Genomic DNA, 16,604 nt, shown 5'->3' on the forward strand with positions numbered 1-16,604 from the left:
CTCCTTGTTTTCAATAATCTTGAATTCGAGATAATTATATTATTTATATATATCACTGTCAAAGCTTCTGTTTCAGCCTTTTCTTTCAAAAGGAAAGATTCTCGTGTGCAGTGACTTGGAGAAATATGTGATAGGCTTTGTTTGAAATATAGAAGGGGGAAGGAAATCCACAAGTTGGTTCATTTGGATATCAGCCTCCGCCTTTTGCAGCCTCCAGTTCTTATGGAGGATAGGGCCTTTGTAAATCTTAGAACGTTTCACCACCCATAAGGCATACCTTTCTGTTAACCAATAAATGAGGGACCCTGGCTGAGCATGTACAGGGTTCGATACCGTATGGAAGTTTGCGTGCAAATGAGAAGCAGGGTAGTTTTTATGAACTCGTCTGCTCGTAAACTGGTAGCCCGTCTCGGTTTGGTCCATTCTCATTTTCGCATGGACATAAGGAAGTCCAAACAGCGTACGGGCTAAAAACACACCAAGGGGATGGTTCGCATCAAGAGTAATGAAATAGACACCTGGTTCACCATTGAACGTAACGTATGTACGAACATTTAATTCAAGCAGGTGATTTCCAAATGGGAGAGAGGGGAGAGCGCGGAAGCGGATATTTTGCATGCGGAAGGGAACGATGGCAATCCAGGCTGAATTGTCATATTCATCAATAGTCAAGGCAGATGGAATGAAAGGTCGTAATGCTTCTGCAGGGACAGGCCAATGCATAAATATTAAGTCATTCCACTCTTGATGCATAATCCAATGATTTCGGTCCATGATTATCACCTCTATCATGGTTTACCCTGAGGATCATTGACTCATACATCTAGATGCTTTCATTGTGAAGATGTATGAAAAGTTATCGTTTTTTTACCAAGTTTTCTTCATTTTCTCTTTTTGATATTTCCTCTTTCAGCAAATAAATGAAATCGTCTTCAAGTTTTAAGTCTATAGCTCTTAGGAGTGTATTTTATAATAACCTTGAAGAGAGTTGTTCAATGATCATTTTATGGCCCCTATATGTGTGGTTTCATCAAATCCATTGAAACACTTGCCGTTCCTACAATATTGCCCTTGGAATCAAGGATGGGGAAGTATCTTCATTTATTCTCTACTTAGCGCTAGCATTCTATTAAAAATATATAAAAACGACTATTTTATCGCTAAGAATTTGTTATAATCAATCAGTCTGAAATAAACGGAAAGCATATTAAAGAAATGGATCATCAGGGAGGGGAAGACGATGACATGGGAAATATTGAACATACTAGCCGTGTCGGCGTTTGCTTTTAGTGGTGCGATTGTAGCATTAAATGAAAGATACGATATATTTGGCACATTTATTCTTGGTATTGCGACACCATTTGCGGGAGGAATCATCAGGAATATTGCCCTTGATGTACCGGTCGTCCATGTTTGGGAACAAGGTTACCTGTTTTATGTAGCCCTCGGTACCATTGCCATTGTCTATTTCTTCCCTAAGACGTGGGTCATGACCTGGGATCGTTGGAATATCTACCCCGATGCGGTCGGTTTATCTGCATTTGCGCTTCAAGGAGCGTCTTTTGCTATAGAAAATGATTTTCCTCTTGGAGGGATTATTTTTGCTGCTATTCTGACAGGTGTCGGAGGAGGGGTAACGAGGGATGTCCTTGCTCAGCGCCGCCCCATGGTCATGCACCAGGAGATATACGCTGTCTGGGCATTGATGGCGGGGCTCCTTATAGGAATAGGTTGGATTGATATCGAAAGCGCCTGGCAGACCTATATGATCTTCCTTCTCGTCATCATCTGCCGTGTCGCTTCCTTCCACCTAGGCTGGCATTTACGTTTCAGAGACCTATACCGCCTGTAAATCACTGAAGGTTATCTTGTAGTATATGGCAGGATTGTGTAAGACTCAGTTTCAAGATGTGTCCAGAGTTCGTTACCTTGTTGGGGGTTAGGGGTGGTCGGGAAGCCACTCGCTTTCCTGCGGGGATGACGGCAAGCCTCCTCGTGCTACGCACTGCGGGGTCTCGCCAGCCAATCCATTCCCGCGGGAGTCTCGCAGCTTCCCGACCACCCCATTCGATGTAGGAGAGAAACGAACCCTTGTACCAAATTGGATGGTTCTTTCACTATCCAACTGTTAGAGGTGTAAAGCACTGTGGATCAAGTTTTAACGTACTGTTGAGGTGTTCTAGTCATCCACCTCCCATAATCATACGAGCTGACCTTTTAGGAGTGGTTTCGAGAATCTTTCATGGCAAAGGGGCGGAGGGAAACGGTGAGACTCCTATGGGATGTGTGGGACAGGTGAGACCCCGGAAGGCGTAGCCTGAGGAGGCTCACCGCCCGCCCCATGGAAAGCGAACCTTTTCCCGGAGCCCCTAGAACCACTTAATTGTCTCGAAACTGAGTCTTCAACAATCGGGAGCTTTAGTGGAAGAAGGGATATAAAAAGCACTCAGAGGTTTAGGTCTCTGAGTGCTTCGTTATTTTTAATAGCGGAATAAGTCTCCTGAGAGGTATCGTTCTCCGGTGTCTGGTGCGATACATACGATCACTTCTCCCGGTTTTTTCTTTTTGGCGACCTGAATGGCTGCCCAGCAGGCGGCACCACAGGAAGTCCCAAGAAGCAAGCCTTCTTCACGAGCAAGTCTGCGGGTGATGTCGTAGGCATCTTCATCTGTCACTTGGAAAATTTCATCATACACTTCATGGTTCAAGATGGAAGGAACGAAACCTGGGCTCGTCCCAACAAGCTTATGCTTTCCGGGCTTTCCACCGGAAAGTACAGGGGAGCCTGCGGGTTCTGCTACATGGATGGTCAAATCTTCGTAACGTTTTTTCAGCTCTTCACCTGTTCCTGTGATGGTACCGCCTGTTCCAGCAGTAGAAACAAAACCGGATAGAGGTTTGCCGAGCTCACCCATAGCTTCAATAATTTCTGCAGCCGTTGTATGGCGGTGGGCATCTGGATTGGCCATGTTTTCAAATTGCATGGGCATAAAGCTTCCTTCAATTTCATCGACCAGTTCTTTGGCTTTTGCGATGGCTCCTGGCATTTTTTCGTCTCCAGGTGTCAGAACAATCTCGGCACCATATGCCTTCAAAAGGTTAATCCGTTCTTGAGTCATTGTATCCGGCATGACAAGAATGGCTTTGTATCCTCTTGCAGCGGCGTTCATAGCAATGCCGATCCCTGTGTTCCCACTGGTCGGTTCGATGATCGTTGCTCCTTTTTTAAGGTGTCCATCCTTCTCCGCCTGTTCCATCATGTTGAAAGCGGCACGGTCTTTGACACTTCCGCTTGGGTTGTATTTTTCCAACTTCATATAAATATCGGCTCCGCCTTCTGGCGCAATACGATTCAGCTTAACTAAAGGTGTATCTCCAATTAAATCAGCAATATTGTTTACCACGCGCATATCTGTCACTTCCTTATCATTGGGAATGGTAGTCCAATTTTATCATAGTTGAATGGAGACGTTCATCTGCTTTGCTTGTCACTCCATATGCTCATTTACAACTCGTTGTGCAAATTGGAAAGTGTTGCTCGGTACAGCAATTTTGAACGCAAGCTGGTTGGAGTTCAAGTTGAACCGGTCGACTTTCACATTGAAATTACTTGCCGTGTCCATTTGTGTGACTGCAACATAGATATTTTCTTCATTTGGATTTACGATGACCCATTCAGGTAAGTTATAGTTGTCTTTCACGAATTCCAATACCTTTTTATTAGGAAGGGGAAGCTTTCCTAAAGAAATTTTCTCTTGTCTTAGAATAAGATCTCCATTTTCCTGCACTTCAGGGTGTAACTCTACGTTAATGGGGATGACCTGATCAAAGGCCTTGATGTTCCCTGATAATGTTACATTTCGGTCTAAGGTGATCGAGTAGTCGAAAACTGTCTGGGTTGAAAGTTCTGAGAGGTATTCATTAGCGAGTTGCTCCATGTTCTCTTTTGTAGAAACGATGGTGAATTCGGCATCAGGGCTTTCTTTCTTTTGATCCACATTAACAATGGTATAAGAACTTGGTAAGAAAACTAAAGCAACAAGCCAAATGATAACTCCCACATTAATCAGAGCTAATAGCCAAAAGGACGTTCTCCATTTATTATTTAACAATAATCGTTTCATCTTATACATTCCACCTGTTATTGTTCGATGTCTTCTCTAATGTATTGTAACACGCGCTCAGCCATCTTTTTATAACCTCTTTCATTGGGATGGAAAAGGTCTTCTTCCCAAAGGAGCTCTTCTTCGTTTCCTTCAAACAAGTCCCGAATCGGGATGAAGGCGGCCTGTTCGTAGTCGTCGGTGACACGACGACTGATGGCATTCCAATCTCCCATAATTTGTCCAAGTTCAGGAATGTTAGTGAAGTATTGGTTAAAAGGATTATAGAGACCCAGCAGATACACAGGGGCATCAGGATTCAACTCCTGAACCCGGTTGAAAATGTTACGCATCCGGTCTTCGTACCCTTTTTGTTCCTCAACAAAATCCTGATAATTCAAGCTTGTAAAATTATTTTTCACTACTTTCATAACATCGTTGGCGCCGATGGTAATCAAAATCAGGTCCGCTTCTTGCAGGGAATCGGCAATTTCTTCATCTTCCATCCGTGCCAGCATTTGGTCTGTCCGGTTTCCCCGTTTTCCATAGTTTGTTATATTCAGGGTCGCTGTATCCGGGTTGGCATTGAAAGTTTCTTCAAGAATTCCAATATAGCCGCCATTTTCTGTAGAATCTCCGACACCTTGTGTCAAAGAGTCACCAATAGCGACGATATTTAGATCTTCTTTAATAAACACATCCCGGGCACTTTCAATCACACTTGTAAAGACCTCACGTAACCCTTCACTCAGCTTACCCTCATTGTCTTCACTTTCTTCTTCATCCTCTTCGGGTTCTTCATTTTCCATCTCATGTTCTTGAGCGGGAGTAGTTTCCGCTGTCTGCTGTGAATCTTTTGGTTCAGTCGACGGTTTTTCTTCCGGGGTATATATAAAAGCTGCTACCATAAAAAAGGCAATCAAGAAGGAGAGTGCGACGGCTGCCATCCATCTCCATTTTTTCAAGGCTGAATCCCTCCTGAAGGGTAATCTCATTTCTATTATATGTTCTTCCCATCCAATGGGAAATGAAAAGTTTTAACCACAATTATATCATGGTCCTATACAATAGACATACGGAAAAGAGTGTAAGAAGATGAGGGTAAGAAAATAAAACCAATAAGAAGGGAGGAAAATCGATGGACACAAAAATGACGATTTCCGTTCGAGACCTTGTTTCCTATGTGTACAGGACGGGAAGCATTGACGAACGTTTTCAAACGAATACATCCCTCGTGGAAGGAACGGCCATTCATCAAGAAGTGCAAAAGAAATACAAAGAAAAGGACGAATCGGAAGTATTCATGGAATATGAATTTCATCAGGAAGGGTTTAGCCTAATGGTCCAAGGCCGGTGCGATGGTTTATTGGACACGGAGGAGGGGCCGGTGATTGACGAAATCAAATCTACTGCAAGAGATCTTGAGGAAATTGATGATACCACTTATCCCCTTTACTGGGCCCAGGCCAAAGGGTATGCCTTTATCTATGCAACCCAAGAAGAGCTGCAGAACATCCGGGTGCAGTTGACGTATGTCCAGAAAAAAACAAAAGAAAAAAAGCGGATCCTACGTACATTTACATACGAGGAATTGCATCAATTCATGAAAGATACAGTCAGCGAATACGCATCTTATGCGCGAATCCTTCTTCATATACGAGAGCAAAAAGAAAAAACAGTCCCTGATTTAAACTTTCCATTTCCGAGTTATCGTGACGGTCAGCGGAAACTGGCAGGAAGTGTTTACCGCACGATTGAAGAAAAGAGGAATCTGTTTGCTCAAGCGCCCACAGGGATTGGAAAGACGATATCCACCCTGTTTCCAGCTATTAAAGCATTGCAATTGGATGATATGGAAAGGATTTATTACTTAACGGCAAAGACGATTACAAGAGCCACGGCTGAAGAAGCTCTACTGAAAATGGGAGAGACGGGACTCAGGCTCCGGTCGGTTACCTTGACGGCCAAAGATAAAATCTGTTTCCAGGAAGAGACGATTTGTCAGCCGGAATACTGTGAATTTGCCGACGGTTACTATGACCGAATTAATGGAGCTATCGTCGATATTCTCCTTCATGAAACACAAATGACACGTTCGATTATTGAATCCTATGCAAGGAAACATAAAGTTTGCCCCTTCGAATTTTCATTAGACCTTACAGATGTGTGTGATGTGATCATTGGTGACTATAATTACATCTTTGACCCTCGGGTTTCTCTGAAACGCCTGATGCCAGATCGGAAGAAAAAAACAGCGCTGCTCGTGGATGAAAGTCATAACCTTGTAGAGCGTGCTCGTGAGATGTATTCAGCTTCCGTTACCAAGCAATCTTATGAAAGTGTTGCAGCTGAATGGGAAGGCGAGGAAGAGAACTTAGTTAAAGTGGCTGACGCAATCGGAAAAGATTTGGATCGTTTTTATTCTCCCAAGGAGGAGTTCATCCAACTGGAACAGGTGCCTGGAGAGTTGGAAGAAAACATAGAACGCTTCCTGGCAGAAGCGGAGGCGCTTTTTACAGGAGAATACGGAAGGGGAAAGGTCTGAACAGCTGCTGGATGTATATTTTCAATCGCAGAGATTTTTGAAAATCCTCGAATATGTAGATGAACACTATCGCTTGTTGGGGGAGAGTACGAGCGAGGGAGACTTTATATTCAAGCTGTTTTGTCTCGATCCTTCACACGTCCTGCGGGAAACGACGAAAACCTTCAGGTCGGGAGTGTTTTTTTCAGCGACTCTTTCACCATTTGCTTATTATAAAGAGATGCTTGGGGGAACCAAAGAGGATTATATCTTACAATTGCCGTCGCCGTATGACTCATCGCAAATTGATGTGATGATCACTCCTTTGTCGACGAGGTATAAGAGCAGGGAGAAGACGGTTGGCGAACTGACCAAACGCCTGAATGATCAGGTGGATCACCACGAGGGGAATCACCTATTCTTCTTCCCTTCCTATCATTACATGGAAATGGTTTATCGTGAATTCAAAGACTACTCTTCTGTGAATGCGGTCATGCAGGAGCGGGGGATGGATGAAGAAAGAAGAGAAGACTTTCTTGCTCAATTTGAGGAAGGAGGTCGACTCGTCGGTTTCGCAGTGTTGGGAGGTATATTTTCTGAAGGTGTAGACCTGCGAGGAGATCGGCTAAATGGCGTAGCCGTAGTAGGTATCGGACTTGCTCCCAGAAGTTTCGAAAAGGAGTTAATCAAAGATTACTTTAATCAAAAAGGAAGAAACGGCTATGATTACGCTTATGTTTATCCAGGTATGAACAAGGTGCTGCAGGCGGGCGGGCGGTTGATCCGTTCAGAAGAAGATCACGGGTCGATTCAGCTTGTCGATGACCGCTTTCTTTCGCGCAAATATTTGCAACTTCTACCTGATGATTGGGGAAATTATCGAATTCTTAAATGATTTGATTTCCCAGGAAATATTGTGACGGAAAAGGAGAGGAGAGGTGGAGAAGAGTCAAATCTTCTCCATAATATCATGGCAGAAATCATGGACTTTGGAACGACTGGAACTCGAAATTCCATAGATTTCATAAACGGTTTGATCCACCAGCGACTGCCATTCATCCGTTTGAAAAGATGGATCCTCTTTTTTCTTATCAACGATACTCCGAGCAGTTTCAATCATTACCTGCTTTTGCAGAGGGGCAGGTTCTATGTACGGAATCTTCTTGATGTAGCCAGACGTGATCATGTTTGTACGGTTGAGGACTTTTCTTACCATATATTTAATCAACTTGCTGTTTAACAGACTGAGAAAGTAGTACAGATCCTCCTCATGTTCTGGGAAGAGGTTGGCGTTCACTCCGAACAAGGATCCTTCTGGGAGTAAGGCAGCGGAGAAATCCACCCCCATGGACGAGCAGGTGATGCCTCTCTGGTAGAAATAGGAGCGGTTCCGTACCGTGAAACTTGTATTTCTCTCGACATAGTCCGGCCAATTTTTGTGGATGTAGTATTTCGGTTCATAATACCAGGCATCCTTCCTTCCGCCATTTTTATAAAAAGGAATCCATTCGGGTGGCACATGTCCATCCTTGAATGACCGTAAGAAAAAACGATCGTCTCCGGTAGATATGCCTGTCCCACCTTTAAGGACACTTCCCAGGGTTCGGTGTGGGGTTTCGAAATGTTTCAAGATATCTTCAGGTACATTGATTGTAAAGTTATTAGCGGGCATCTGCTCAAACGTTCGTTGTGATAGATACTGGATGAGATGCTCAGGAGGATGGTCATAATCTTGCTCCTTCAGACGGTCTACCAGCCTCATTTCTGTGGAGGGAACGGCTTCCATGCCTCTTTTCTTTAGAGTAATGATGGCTGTACGTACATCGGCTTTCCCTTTATGGAAAAGGCGTCTTGGAGCAAGAACGATTTCTTTGATTTCGGTCTCTTTTAGTAGAAATTCACGAAAGCTTTTGTAGTAAATATTTGTAAGGAATGAATCTTGTACAATCATTGTCATCACCCCGCCGGGCTTCAAGCATTGTATGCCTTTGTGAATGAAGAGGGAATATAAGTTATGAATACCAACCTTTCCAAAATCACGTTGAATTCTTTCTCGGTTTTCGGAAAAGTAAGGACTTTGCCGTTTAGATTTGTAGGGAGGATTGCCTATGATTGCGTCATATTTCCCTGGTTGATCAACCTTTAGAAAATCTTCATAGTAAAAATGAATATCAGGATGAGGAGCCGCTGTTTTTCGGTCGATATCAAAAGCATAGAGATTTTCTGTTGAAAGGCCTTCTTCCAACAATGTATGGATGAAAATGCCGTCCCCGGTCGCCGGGTCAAGAATCTTCATGTTGCTCTTTGTAGGAAGTTCTGATAAAAGCTTCCGAGTCATATAATGCACCGTTTCTTTCGGGGTTGTATATTGCCCCATCGTCCTTTGAGGAGAAAACATATACTCCCCCTCCTACTTTTTGAGTCTATATTACTATATAGGGAGGAAGAAGTCACCATTTAATAGGTTATTAATTCCTAGTTAAAAAGAATGATAGAGGAGTGGTGTAGCAATGCCATGGATTAAACCTGTAAAACAAAAAGAAATGAAGGAACTCAACGCACAAAAAAATATTCCCAATCCAGCCCCTTTGTTTGATCGGTTGCTGGCGAATAATGAAGCACTATATGAAGCTTTTCTCCCCTTGCAGAAAGCGATTAAGGAGACAGACTTTCCAGACGACTTGCGAGAAGCGGTCATCACGTTCGTTTCCATGAAGAATGGATGCAAATACTGCACGGATAGTCATTCCAAATTACTTGAAGAGCTGGTAGATCAGGAGGATGTGTTGGACTGGCTTAGCCATTATGAGGAATCTGACATGAGTGAGGAATGGAAAGCTGTACTTACGTATGCGAACCACATAATTGCTAAACCAGTAGAAGTGACGAAAGAAGATGTGGAACGGTTGAAGGAGCATGGTTATGATGCTCGGAAAATATCAGCGTTAAATCAAACGGTTGCTTATACAAGTTATACGAATCAACTTTCAATGGGGTTGGGATTATAAAGACAAAAAGGGTGCCGATTCAAACGGCACCCTTTTTTGTTAACTATAAAAAAACTAAGTTGACATTATGAGGTGATTTCTCGTATCTTAATAATAGTTAAAGAGATTTTATATGTAGGAGGACACCGTAATGAAATCATCTCGTTTATCGGCTTACGACATTACCTTGGGAAGCTTGTTCGTTGCTCTCATGGCGATCGGAGCCAACATCACCGCATTCATGCCATTTTTACAAGTCATGGGCGTACCGCTGACACTTCAAACATTCTTCGCTATTCTCGCAGGGCTCGTCCTGGGGAGCAGGTTAGGCTCATTCTCTGTTCTTGTTTATGCGCTTCTAGGGTTGGTGGGTGCGCCAATTTTTGCTGGATTTAAAGGGGGAATATCCACCCTTATCTCCCCAACATTTGGATTTATTTTATCTTTTATTGTCGTCGCTTATGCTGTTGGGAAAATTGCAGAGTCTAAGCGGAACCTTCCGACCTATATTACCGCAGCCCTTGTCGGCATTGTAGTGAACTATTTTATTGGTGTGAATCTATTCTATCTTGCTATGAACTTCTGGGTTGGAGGAGATGGTATAGGTTTTGTTGTGGCATGGTCAAGTATGGTGCCATTTTTAATTAAAGATATTGGCTTAGCCATTGTGTCCGCGTTCTTTGCTATCCGACTAGAAAAGACACTGTTACAACGGACGCCGTTAAGGCAGGCCGCCTAATAAAAAGAGATCCGCTTCTGGGAGCGGATCTCTTTTTTATGCGTTTTCGGAAATTTGTTTTCCATGAACGAAAGTCATAATCGCAAATAAGACGAAAGCGATAAGAAGGACGGTTCCTCCAACGATGAAGAAAATCGTGTTGAACGTGCTCATACCTGGAAGTGGCTGGGTATAATAAAGCCACATACCAACGGTTAAGCCGAACACACCGAAGAAAGATGTCCATACGTGCGCTGTTGCGAGCTTAGAATCCTTGGGTATGGAGAACACTCTATAATAAACACCGAAAGCAAAAAGAGAAAGCCATCCAACAACGAGGATGTGAGCGTGAATTGCGCTTAGTTGCAATCCCCCTCCGCCGGCCATATGAGAACCCATAAATGCGCCAATTAATGCGTAAATGGCAGCAACCCGCACAAAAAAACGAGTACGGTCCATATCAGTTCACCTCCTAAATTTTAATCACCTTTCGCCATTATATCGAATGCGCCCCCTATTGAGAATGAAAAAGGTGAAAGTGTCGCCAAACGTTCACTCCCGTTTTCGGACTTTTGTGTGATTTGGATTGCTTTAAAGATTGAGCTATGATTAAAAAAGAAGCAAAGAGGAGTGATGAATGTTGGAACATCGATTGGAACAATTTTCTCAATACTTAAAAGACACAAACGTTGATGCAGCGTTTATTAATTCAACAGAAAACTTTTTTTATCTGACTGGATTCCATACAGATCCACACGAAAGGCTGCTCGGATTGCTCGTCTTCCCAGAAGCGGCTCCGATTGCTGTACTGCCCGGTATGGAAAAAGGTCAAATCCGTGATGCTGGATGGACGAAGGAAGTGATTGGTTATGCCGATCACGAAAACCCATGGCAGTTGATGGCCGACAAGATGAAAGAAAACGGCATTGCCAACGTGAAAACGGTAGGGATAGAAAAACAAGTTCTTTCCTACGGGCGCAGTGAATCCTTTTTTGAGCTCTTTGAAGATGTGAAGGTTGAAGATATTGAAGGACAATTGAACGACATGCGTGTCGTCAAAGATGATCATGAAATCAGCATTATGAAAGAAGCGGCGGAGCTTGCAGACTTCGGAGTGAGTGTCGGGGTTGAAGCACTTGAAGAGGGAATCACCGAAATGGAAGTTCTCGCTAAGATTGAATATGAATTGAAGAAAAAAGGCGTTGCGGAAATGTCCTTCTCTACGATGGTCCTGTTCGGTGAAAAATCAGGTCAGCCCCACGGAAATCCTGGTGACCGTCGTCTGAAGCCAGGAGACTTTGTTTTATTCGACCTTGGTGTTGTATGGAAAGGATACACATCCGATATTACCCGTACCTTTGCTTATCGATCGGTGAATGAGGAGCAAAAGGCGATTTACAATAAAGTAAAGGAAGCCCTGGACGCTTCACTTGCCATCAGTAAACCGGGAACACGAATTGGTGATCTTGACCAAGTCGCACGTGACATCATTTCAGATGCCGGTTACGGAGACAAGTTCCCGCACCGCATTGGTCACGGTCTTGGAATCAACGTGCACGAATTCCCTTCCATGAGTCATTTGAATGAAGGCGTCTTAAAAGAAGGTATGACATACACGATTGAGCCTGGTATCTATGATCCGGAAGTCGGCGGGGTGCGTTTGGAAGACGATGTACTCGTTACAGCAGACGGATATGTGACATTGACAAAAACACCGAAAGAACTGCGTATTATTGAATAAAAGAAAGGCCGCTCTTTTTTGGGCGGCCTTTTTGTGTGCTTTGTGTTCTCTCTCCGCAATTCTCTATCCTGCTATACGCCTCTGGTCTTAGATGAAAATATGTCTGTGGCTCATTACGACACGATTCTATTCTCGATATGATAAAGACAAGAAATCAGCAAGGAGGGAAAAACGATGAAGAAATTTTTACTATTCCTGGCTGGATTAGTCGCTCTTACTGTATTGCTCGCCAATTTAGGGCCGATGATCCTCCTAGGTGTAAGTGTCTGGCTGCTGTATGTCGTGTTCAAGCAGTTCATGAAAAGTGATTCTACGGCCGGAAAGATCGGCTGGGTCGTTCTTGGATTGATCATTCTCAGTGTAGCCGTCTCAAATATCTATGCAGTGATCGGTGTAGCAGCTGCTTTTGCACTTTATTGGGTCTATAAAAATTGGACAAGCAAAAGCGAAGAGGTACGTTCAACCAAGTCTGATGATCCTTTTACCAACTTTGAACGTCAATGGGCAGAAATGAACAAATAAACTAAAGGAGAGATACACAGTATGGCTAACTTATTTACGAGATTGAAAGATTCCATTACAGCAGACTTGCACGAGGCGTTGGACCAAAAAGAACAAAAGAATCCAATCGCCATGTTAAATCAGTATTTGCGAGAAAGTGAAAAAGAAACGGAGAAGGTAAGAAAGCTTGTGGAGCGACAGTACCGATTGAAAGATGAATTTTCCCGTGAGTTACAGAAAGCACAGGATATGGCGGACAAGCGCAGACGCCAGGCTGAAGTTGCTGAAAAAGCAGGGGAATCCACAATGTATGAATTCGCCGTCAAAGAGCAGGAAGAATATGAGGCAAGAGCTGACCGTCTTCAAGCATCAAGAAGGGACAGCATCGAACAGCTGGAGGCTCTTGAGCGCAAATATGAAGAAATGAAACACAAACTGAAGGATATGCATTTAAAACGGATGGACTTGATGGGGCGTGAAAACATTGCCCGTGCTCATCATCGCATGAATCGTGTAATGGAGGGCACAGCGGACAAGCCTTACTCCAGATTTTCAGAAATTGACCGCTACATTGAAGACCTCGAGTACAAAGTGAACAGCGCCTATTATCATAGTACGTTTGACAGTAAGATGGCCCAACTGGAAAAAGAAATGGAGAAACGGGAAGAAGTACCCGCTAAATAGAAAACATGGTATGATGAAGGCGCAGATTTCTGCGTCTTTATCGATTTAAGAGAGGAGGATGACCTTTATGCTTAAAAAGCTTTCGACAGATACAATCAACACGATTTTAATCATAGGGGTGATTCTCCTCGTTGTAGAAATTGTCTTTTTCAATGGGGGACTTGTATTTTCTGTCCTTTTCTCCGGGGTTCTTATCTATATCGGATGGAAGAACTACCGGCCTTTGTGGAGAAAAATCCTTTTTTGGATTGGTTTAATCAGTTTAATTTTTACAATCTTAAGTATGATTGCTGTAAGATTCCTCGTCATTGCATTGATTCTCATGTTCCTACGGGATTACTTCAAAACAAGGGAGAAGCCGGAACACATCCAGCCTGAGATCATTGATTATCATCAGGAGATCCCAGATCAGGAACCATTGTTAAAGCAGAAGTTCTTTGGTGATGACGCTACACCGAAAACTTCATATGAATGGATGGATATCAACATACAAGGTGGATTCGGGGATAGGATTGTCGATTTGAGCCAGACGGTTCTCCCTCACGATGAGGCCGTCATTTCTATACGACAATGGATGGGTAACCTGACCGTTTATGTTCCTTATGAAGTAGAGGTAAGCATCCATCATAGTGCGCTCATTGGACGTGCTTCCATCTTTCAATATAAGAAGTCGAAAGTGCTCAACCAGGTCCTCTCCTATCAAACCGAAGGGTATCGCAAAGAAAAGCCACGCGTGAAGATCATTACGTCTATGGTTTCCGGAGAGCTTGAGGTGAAGCGTGTATGAACGTATGGCATAGACAATTGTTGTCCGGCATCCTGACTTTTTTCGGGTTTACCATTCTTTTGATGACCATAACGTTCTATGCCTTTCCCTTTGGATCGTGGGGAGAGCTTATAGAAAGGGAAGTATTTGATCTTCCTTATATTTTCTTTGTTTTGTTTATTTCTTTATCTTTTGGATTTGTAGTCGGCATCATCCAGGGATGGTTTTGGAGAAGACAGCTCTTCACTATCGAGCATCGTGTGTCTGAATTGACCAAGGGAAATGAGCTCTCGGAAGAAGAGGTTGATTTGAAAGAGATGGAGCAGATTGACCTCGCGCTTAAACAACTGGAAGAAAAAATGACAAAACAAACAGAGCTTGCTCAACGCATGGTTACTGAGAGAGCCGAAGAACGGGAGAAGAGTCTGCAGGAAGTGGTGGTTCAGGAAAGGAACCGGCTTGCGAGAGAATTGCATGATTCCGTCAGTCAGCAACTATTTGCAGCTTCCATGATGATGTCTGCCATTAATGAGACCGATTCAGATGATTGGCAGGCAACGAAAAAACAAATGCAGATGGTCGAACGCATGATTCATCAGTCCCAGCTTGAAATGAGAGCGCTGCTGCTTCATTTAAGACCAGTAGCACTCAAAGATAAGTCCCTGGCTGAAGGGGCTGAAGAACTGCTTTATGAACTCACACAAAAAGTACCGATGGAAATTGAATGGTCCGTTGAACCGTTGAATCTTGAAAAAGGCATTGAAGATCAGCTTTTCCGAATTCTTCAAGAATCAGTTTCAAATACATTAAGGCATGCGAAAGCTCATTCACTGAGCGTCATGCTGATTGAACGAGATCATAACGTCATACTGCGTATCGTAGACGACGGGATAGGTTTTGATGTGGAAGAGGCGAAGACGAGTTCATATGGCCTGCAAAACATGCAGGAAAGAGCATTTGAACTTGGAGGGTCATTAAAGATTGTAAGCGTGAAGGAACAGGGCACCCGGTTAGAGGTGAAAGTTCCTCATCGGATAAAAGGAGGCGAGGAAGAATGATTACCGTGTTATTTGCTGATGATCATGAAATGGTCCGCATCGGAGTATCGGCATACTTATCTGCACAACCAGATATCGAAGTTATTGCCGAAGCGGACGATGGAAAGGCAGCCGTGGACCTTGCATTGAAACATCGCCCTGATATCATCCTGATGGACTTGGTCATGGACGAGATGGATGGCATCGAAGCGACGGAGCGTATAACCGGACAATGGCCGGAAGCAAAAGTCATTATCGTCACGAGTTTTCTCGATGATGAAAAAGTGTACCCGGCACTCGAAGCAGGAGCGACAAGTTATATGCTCAAAACATCAAAAGCAGAAGAAATCGCCAAAGCCATTCGTTCTACATACGCAGGCCAGTCCATTTTAGAACCTGAAGTGACAGGTAAAATCATGACAAAAATGCGTACGCCAGATGGAGTAGAACTTCACGATCAACTCACAGCAAGAGAGAAAGAAGTTCTTCTCTTAATGGCTGAAGGGAAAAACAACTAGGAAATTTCACAGCAATTGTTCATCGCCTTGAAAACTGTAAAAGTACACGTGAGCAATATCCTCGGAAAACTCCAAGTCTCTGATCGTACCCAGGCTGTCATTTATGCCTTCAAACACGATTTAATCAAGTAAAACCTCGACCATGAAGCGGTCGAGGTTTTTTTGGATCTATAAATGACTCCACATTAATTAAACGCTTGTTCAACAATATGGCAGGTTTCTTAAAGACTCAATTTCGAGACTTTCCGGGGTTCGTTGCCCGGGTTGAGCGCTAGGGGTGGCTGGTAAGCTACTCGCTTTCCTGTGGGGGAGTGGCGAGCTTCCTCGGGCTACCGCCCTGCGGGATCTCGCCTGTCTCCTTCTCCCACGGGAGTCTCGCAGCTTCCCAACCACCCCATTCCATGAATGTGAGAAACAAACCCCTTTACAGTGGGAATGTGCCTTCCACTATCCTGGTGTTATAAGCATAAAGCGCTCTACAACAAGCTTTTCGCATGCAGAATAGCGTCCTTAGGAGTTCATTACTGTCTAATTACCATGTGCATAAAAACAGTTTTTTTCATAAGTGGTTTCGAGATACTTATTTGGCAAAGGGGCGGAGGGGAATGGCGAGACTCCTGCGGGAAAAAAGTGCATGGTGAGACCCCACAGGACGCAGTCCGAGGAGGCTCACCGCGCTCCCGCGGAAAGCGAGCTATTCCCCGCAGCCCCACCCACTCAACAAAAGTCTCGAAACTGAGTCTTCAACAATCGGGGGCATTTATGGAGGAGTATCTTTGGGGTTATTGATTTAATGTGACGAGTACGATGGCGGCGATGAGAATGAGATAGAAGATGAACAACTTCCAGTACACTCGTTTCAATTCCATCCCCTTCTTTCTATAGAACAATGGATTACCTTATATTTATGTGAAGACAACGTTAAGAATGACAAAGTTTTGTTGTTGAAAAGGGAAGCAGCTCCTATATCTGCTACACTTTCTTTACCACCCATGCTTGTTTTCCAAGTCATTCGGGAATACCAA

General features: G+C 43.7%; 17 protein-coding genes and 1 pseudogene. 11 read left to right on the forward strand and 7 right to left on the reverse strand.

The window, feature by feature from the left end; translation table 11 throughout:
- Window positions 1-72 precede the first annotated feature (72 nt).
- Window positions 73-774: a YqjF family protein gene (locus LC065_RS06285; protein WP_226593004.1), complete on the reverse strand. Its 702-nt coding sequence runs from the start codon at window positions 772-774 to the stop codon at window positions 73-75.
- A gap of 82 nt (window positions 775-856) precedes the next feature.
- Window positions 857-949: a sporulation histidine kinase inhibitor Sda gene (gene sda, locus LC065_RS20410; RefSeq protein WP_226593559.1), complete on the reverse strand. Its 93-nt coding sequence runs from the start codon at window positions 947-949 to the stop codon at window positions 857-859.
- Window positions 950-1,240: 291 nt separating this feature from the next.
- Here sda and LC065_RS06290 point away from each other — a divergent pair, with 291 nt between their 5' ends.
- Window positions 1,241-1,852 (forward strand): trimeric intracellular cation channel family protein, encoded by a 612-nt coding sequence (locus LC065_RS06290; RefSeq protein WP_226593002.1) that lies wholly within the window; start codon window positions 1,241-1,243, stop codon window positions 1,850-1,852.
- A gap of 628 nt (window positions 1,853-2,480) precedes the next feature.
- On the opposite strand, the gene cysK is transcribed toward LC065_RS06290, so the two are convergent.
- From cysK to LC065_RS06305, 3 genes are all read right to left on the reverse strand, one after another.
- On the reverse strand, window positions 2,481-3,410 hold the full coding sequence (cysK, locus tag LC065_RS06295) for a cysteine synthase A (RefSeq protein ID WP_306163823.1): 930 nt from the start codon (window positions 3,408-3,410) through the stop codon (window positions 2,481-2,483).
- A 78-nt stretch (window positions 3,411-3,488) separates the two neighbouring features.
- A complete protein-coding gene (locus LC065_RS06300; RefSeq protein ID WP_226592998.1) occupies window positions 3,489-4,124 on the reverse strand; it encodes a YpmS family protein in 636 nt (211 codons plus the stop codon).
- Between the two features lie 17 nt (window positions 4,125-4,141).
- The gene (locus LC065_RS06305; RefSeq protein WP_226592996.1) at window positions 4,142-5,068 is read right to left on the reverse strand and encodes an SGNH/GDSL hydrolase family protein; all 927 of its coding nucleotides are present in this window, start codon (window positions 5,066-5,068) and stop codon (window positions 4,142-4,144) included.
- 173 nt (window positions 5,069-5,241) lie between these two features.
- Here LC065_RS06305 and LC065_RS20415 point away from each other — a divergent pair, with 173 nt between their 5' ends.
- Complete coding sequence (locus LC065_RS20415) at window positions 5,242-6,648, forward strand: DEAD/DEAH box helicase (protein ID WP_371933411.1); 1,407 nt, start codon at window positions 5,242-5,244, stop codon at window positions 6,646-6,648.
- A gap of 37 nt (window positions 6,649-6,685) precedes the next feature.
- On the forward strand, window positions 6,686-7,522 hold the full coding sequence (locus LC065_RS20420; RefSeq protein ID WP_371933412.1) for an ATP-dependent DNA helicase: 837 nt from the start codon (window positions 6,686-6,688) through the stop codon (window positions 7,520-7,522).
- 54 nt (window positions 7,523-7,576) lie between these two features.
- Here LC065_RS20420 and LC065_RS06315 read toward each other — a convergent pair whose 3' ends face one another.
- Window positions 7,577-9,025, reverse strand: a complete 1,449-nt coding sequence (locus LC065_RS06315) for an HsdM family class I SAM-dependent methyltransferase (protein ID WP_226592992.1) — start codon at window positions 9,023-9,025, stop codon at window positions 7,577-7,579.
- A 112-nt stretch (window positions 9,026-9,137) separates the two neighbouring features.
- Here LC065_RS06315 and LC065_RS06320 point away from each other — a divergent pair, with 112 nt between their 5' ends.
- Both LC065_RS06320 and LC065_RS06325 read left to right on the forward strand, forming a co-directional pair.
- Entirely contained in the window at window positions 9,138-9,635 is a 498-nt protein-coding gene (locus LC065_RS06320; RefSeq protein ID WP_226592990.1) for a carboxymuconolactone decarboxylase family protein, read from the forward strand.
- A gap of 130 nt (window positions 9,636-9,765) precedes the next feature.
- The gene (locus LC065_RS06325) at window positions 9,766-10,353 is read left to right on the forward strand and encodes a biotin transporter BioY (protein WP_226592988.1); all 588 of its coding nucleotides are present in this window, start codon (window positions 9,766-9,768) and stop codon (window positions 10,351-10,353) included.
- 36 nt (window positions 10,354-10,389) lie between these two features.
- Here the strand turns inward: LC065_RS06325 and LC065_RS06330 are convergent, their stop codons facing one another.
- Window positions 10,390-10,791 carry a hypothetical protein gene (locus LC065_RS06330; protein WP_226592986.1) on the reverse strand — a complete coding sequence of 134 codons (402 nt, stop codon included), beginning with the start codon at window positions 10,789-10,791 and terminating at the stop codon, window positions 10,390-10,392.
- A gap of 181 nt (window positions 10,792-10,972) precedes the next feature.
- On the opposite strand from LC065_RS06330, the gene LC065_RS06335 reads away from it, so the two are divergent.
- The 6 genes and pseudogenes from LC065_RS06335 (at window position 10,973) to LC065_RS06360 (ending at window position 15,711) form a co-directional block, all read left to right on the forward strand.
- A complete protein-coding gene (locus tag LC065_RS06335) occupies window positions 10,973-12,073 on the forward strand; it encodes a M24 family metallopeptidase (RefSeq protein ID WP_371933447.1) in 1,101 nt (366 codons plus the stop codon).
- Between the two features lie 174 nt (window positions 12,074-12,247).
- Window positions 12,248-12,595 (forward strand): lmo0954 family membrane protein, encoded by a 348-nt coding sequence (locus tag LC065_RS06340; RefSeq protein ID WP_226592982.1) that lies wholly within the window; start codon window positions 12,248-12,250, stop codon window positions 12,593-12,595.
- A 21-nt stretch (window positions 12,596-12,616) separates the two neighbouring features.
- On the forward strand, window positions 12,617-13,258 hold the full coding sequence (locus LC065_RS06345; protein WP_226592980.1) for a PspA/IM30 family protein: 642 nt from the start codon (window positions 12,617-12,619) through the stop codon (window positions 13,256-13,258).
- A gap of 67 nt (window positions 13,259-13,325) precedes the next feature.
- Window positions 13,326-14,045 (forward strand): cell wall-active antibiotics response protein LiaF, encoded by a 720-nt coding sequence (liaF, locus tag LC065_RS06350; RefSeq protein WP_226592978.1) that lies wholly within the window; start codon window positions 13,326-13,328, stop codon window positions 14,043-14,045.
- Window positions 14,042-15,082, forward strand: a complete 1,041-nt coding sequence (locus tag LC065_RS06355; RefSeq protein ID WP_226592976.1) for a sensor histidine kinase — start codon at window positions 14,042-14,044, stop codon at window positions 15,080-15,082. The genes liaF and LC065_RS06355 overlap by 4 nt, the downstream gene beginning before the upstream one ends.
- Window positions 15,079-15,711: pseudogene (locus LC065_RS06360) on the forward strand (response regulator). Before LC065_RS06355 ends, LC065_RS06360 begins: the two are co-directional and overlap by 4 nt.
- The last annotated feature ends 893 nt before the right edge of the window (window positions 15,712-16,604 follow it).

Source organism: Halobacillus litoralis (assembly GCF_020524085.2).
GTDB classification, from domain to species: Bacteria; Bacillota; Bacilli; order Bacillales; family Halobacillaceae; genus Halobacillus; species Halobacillus litoralis_E.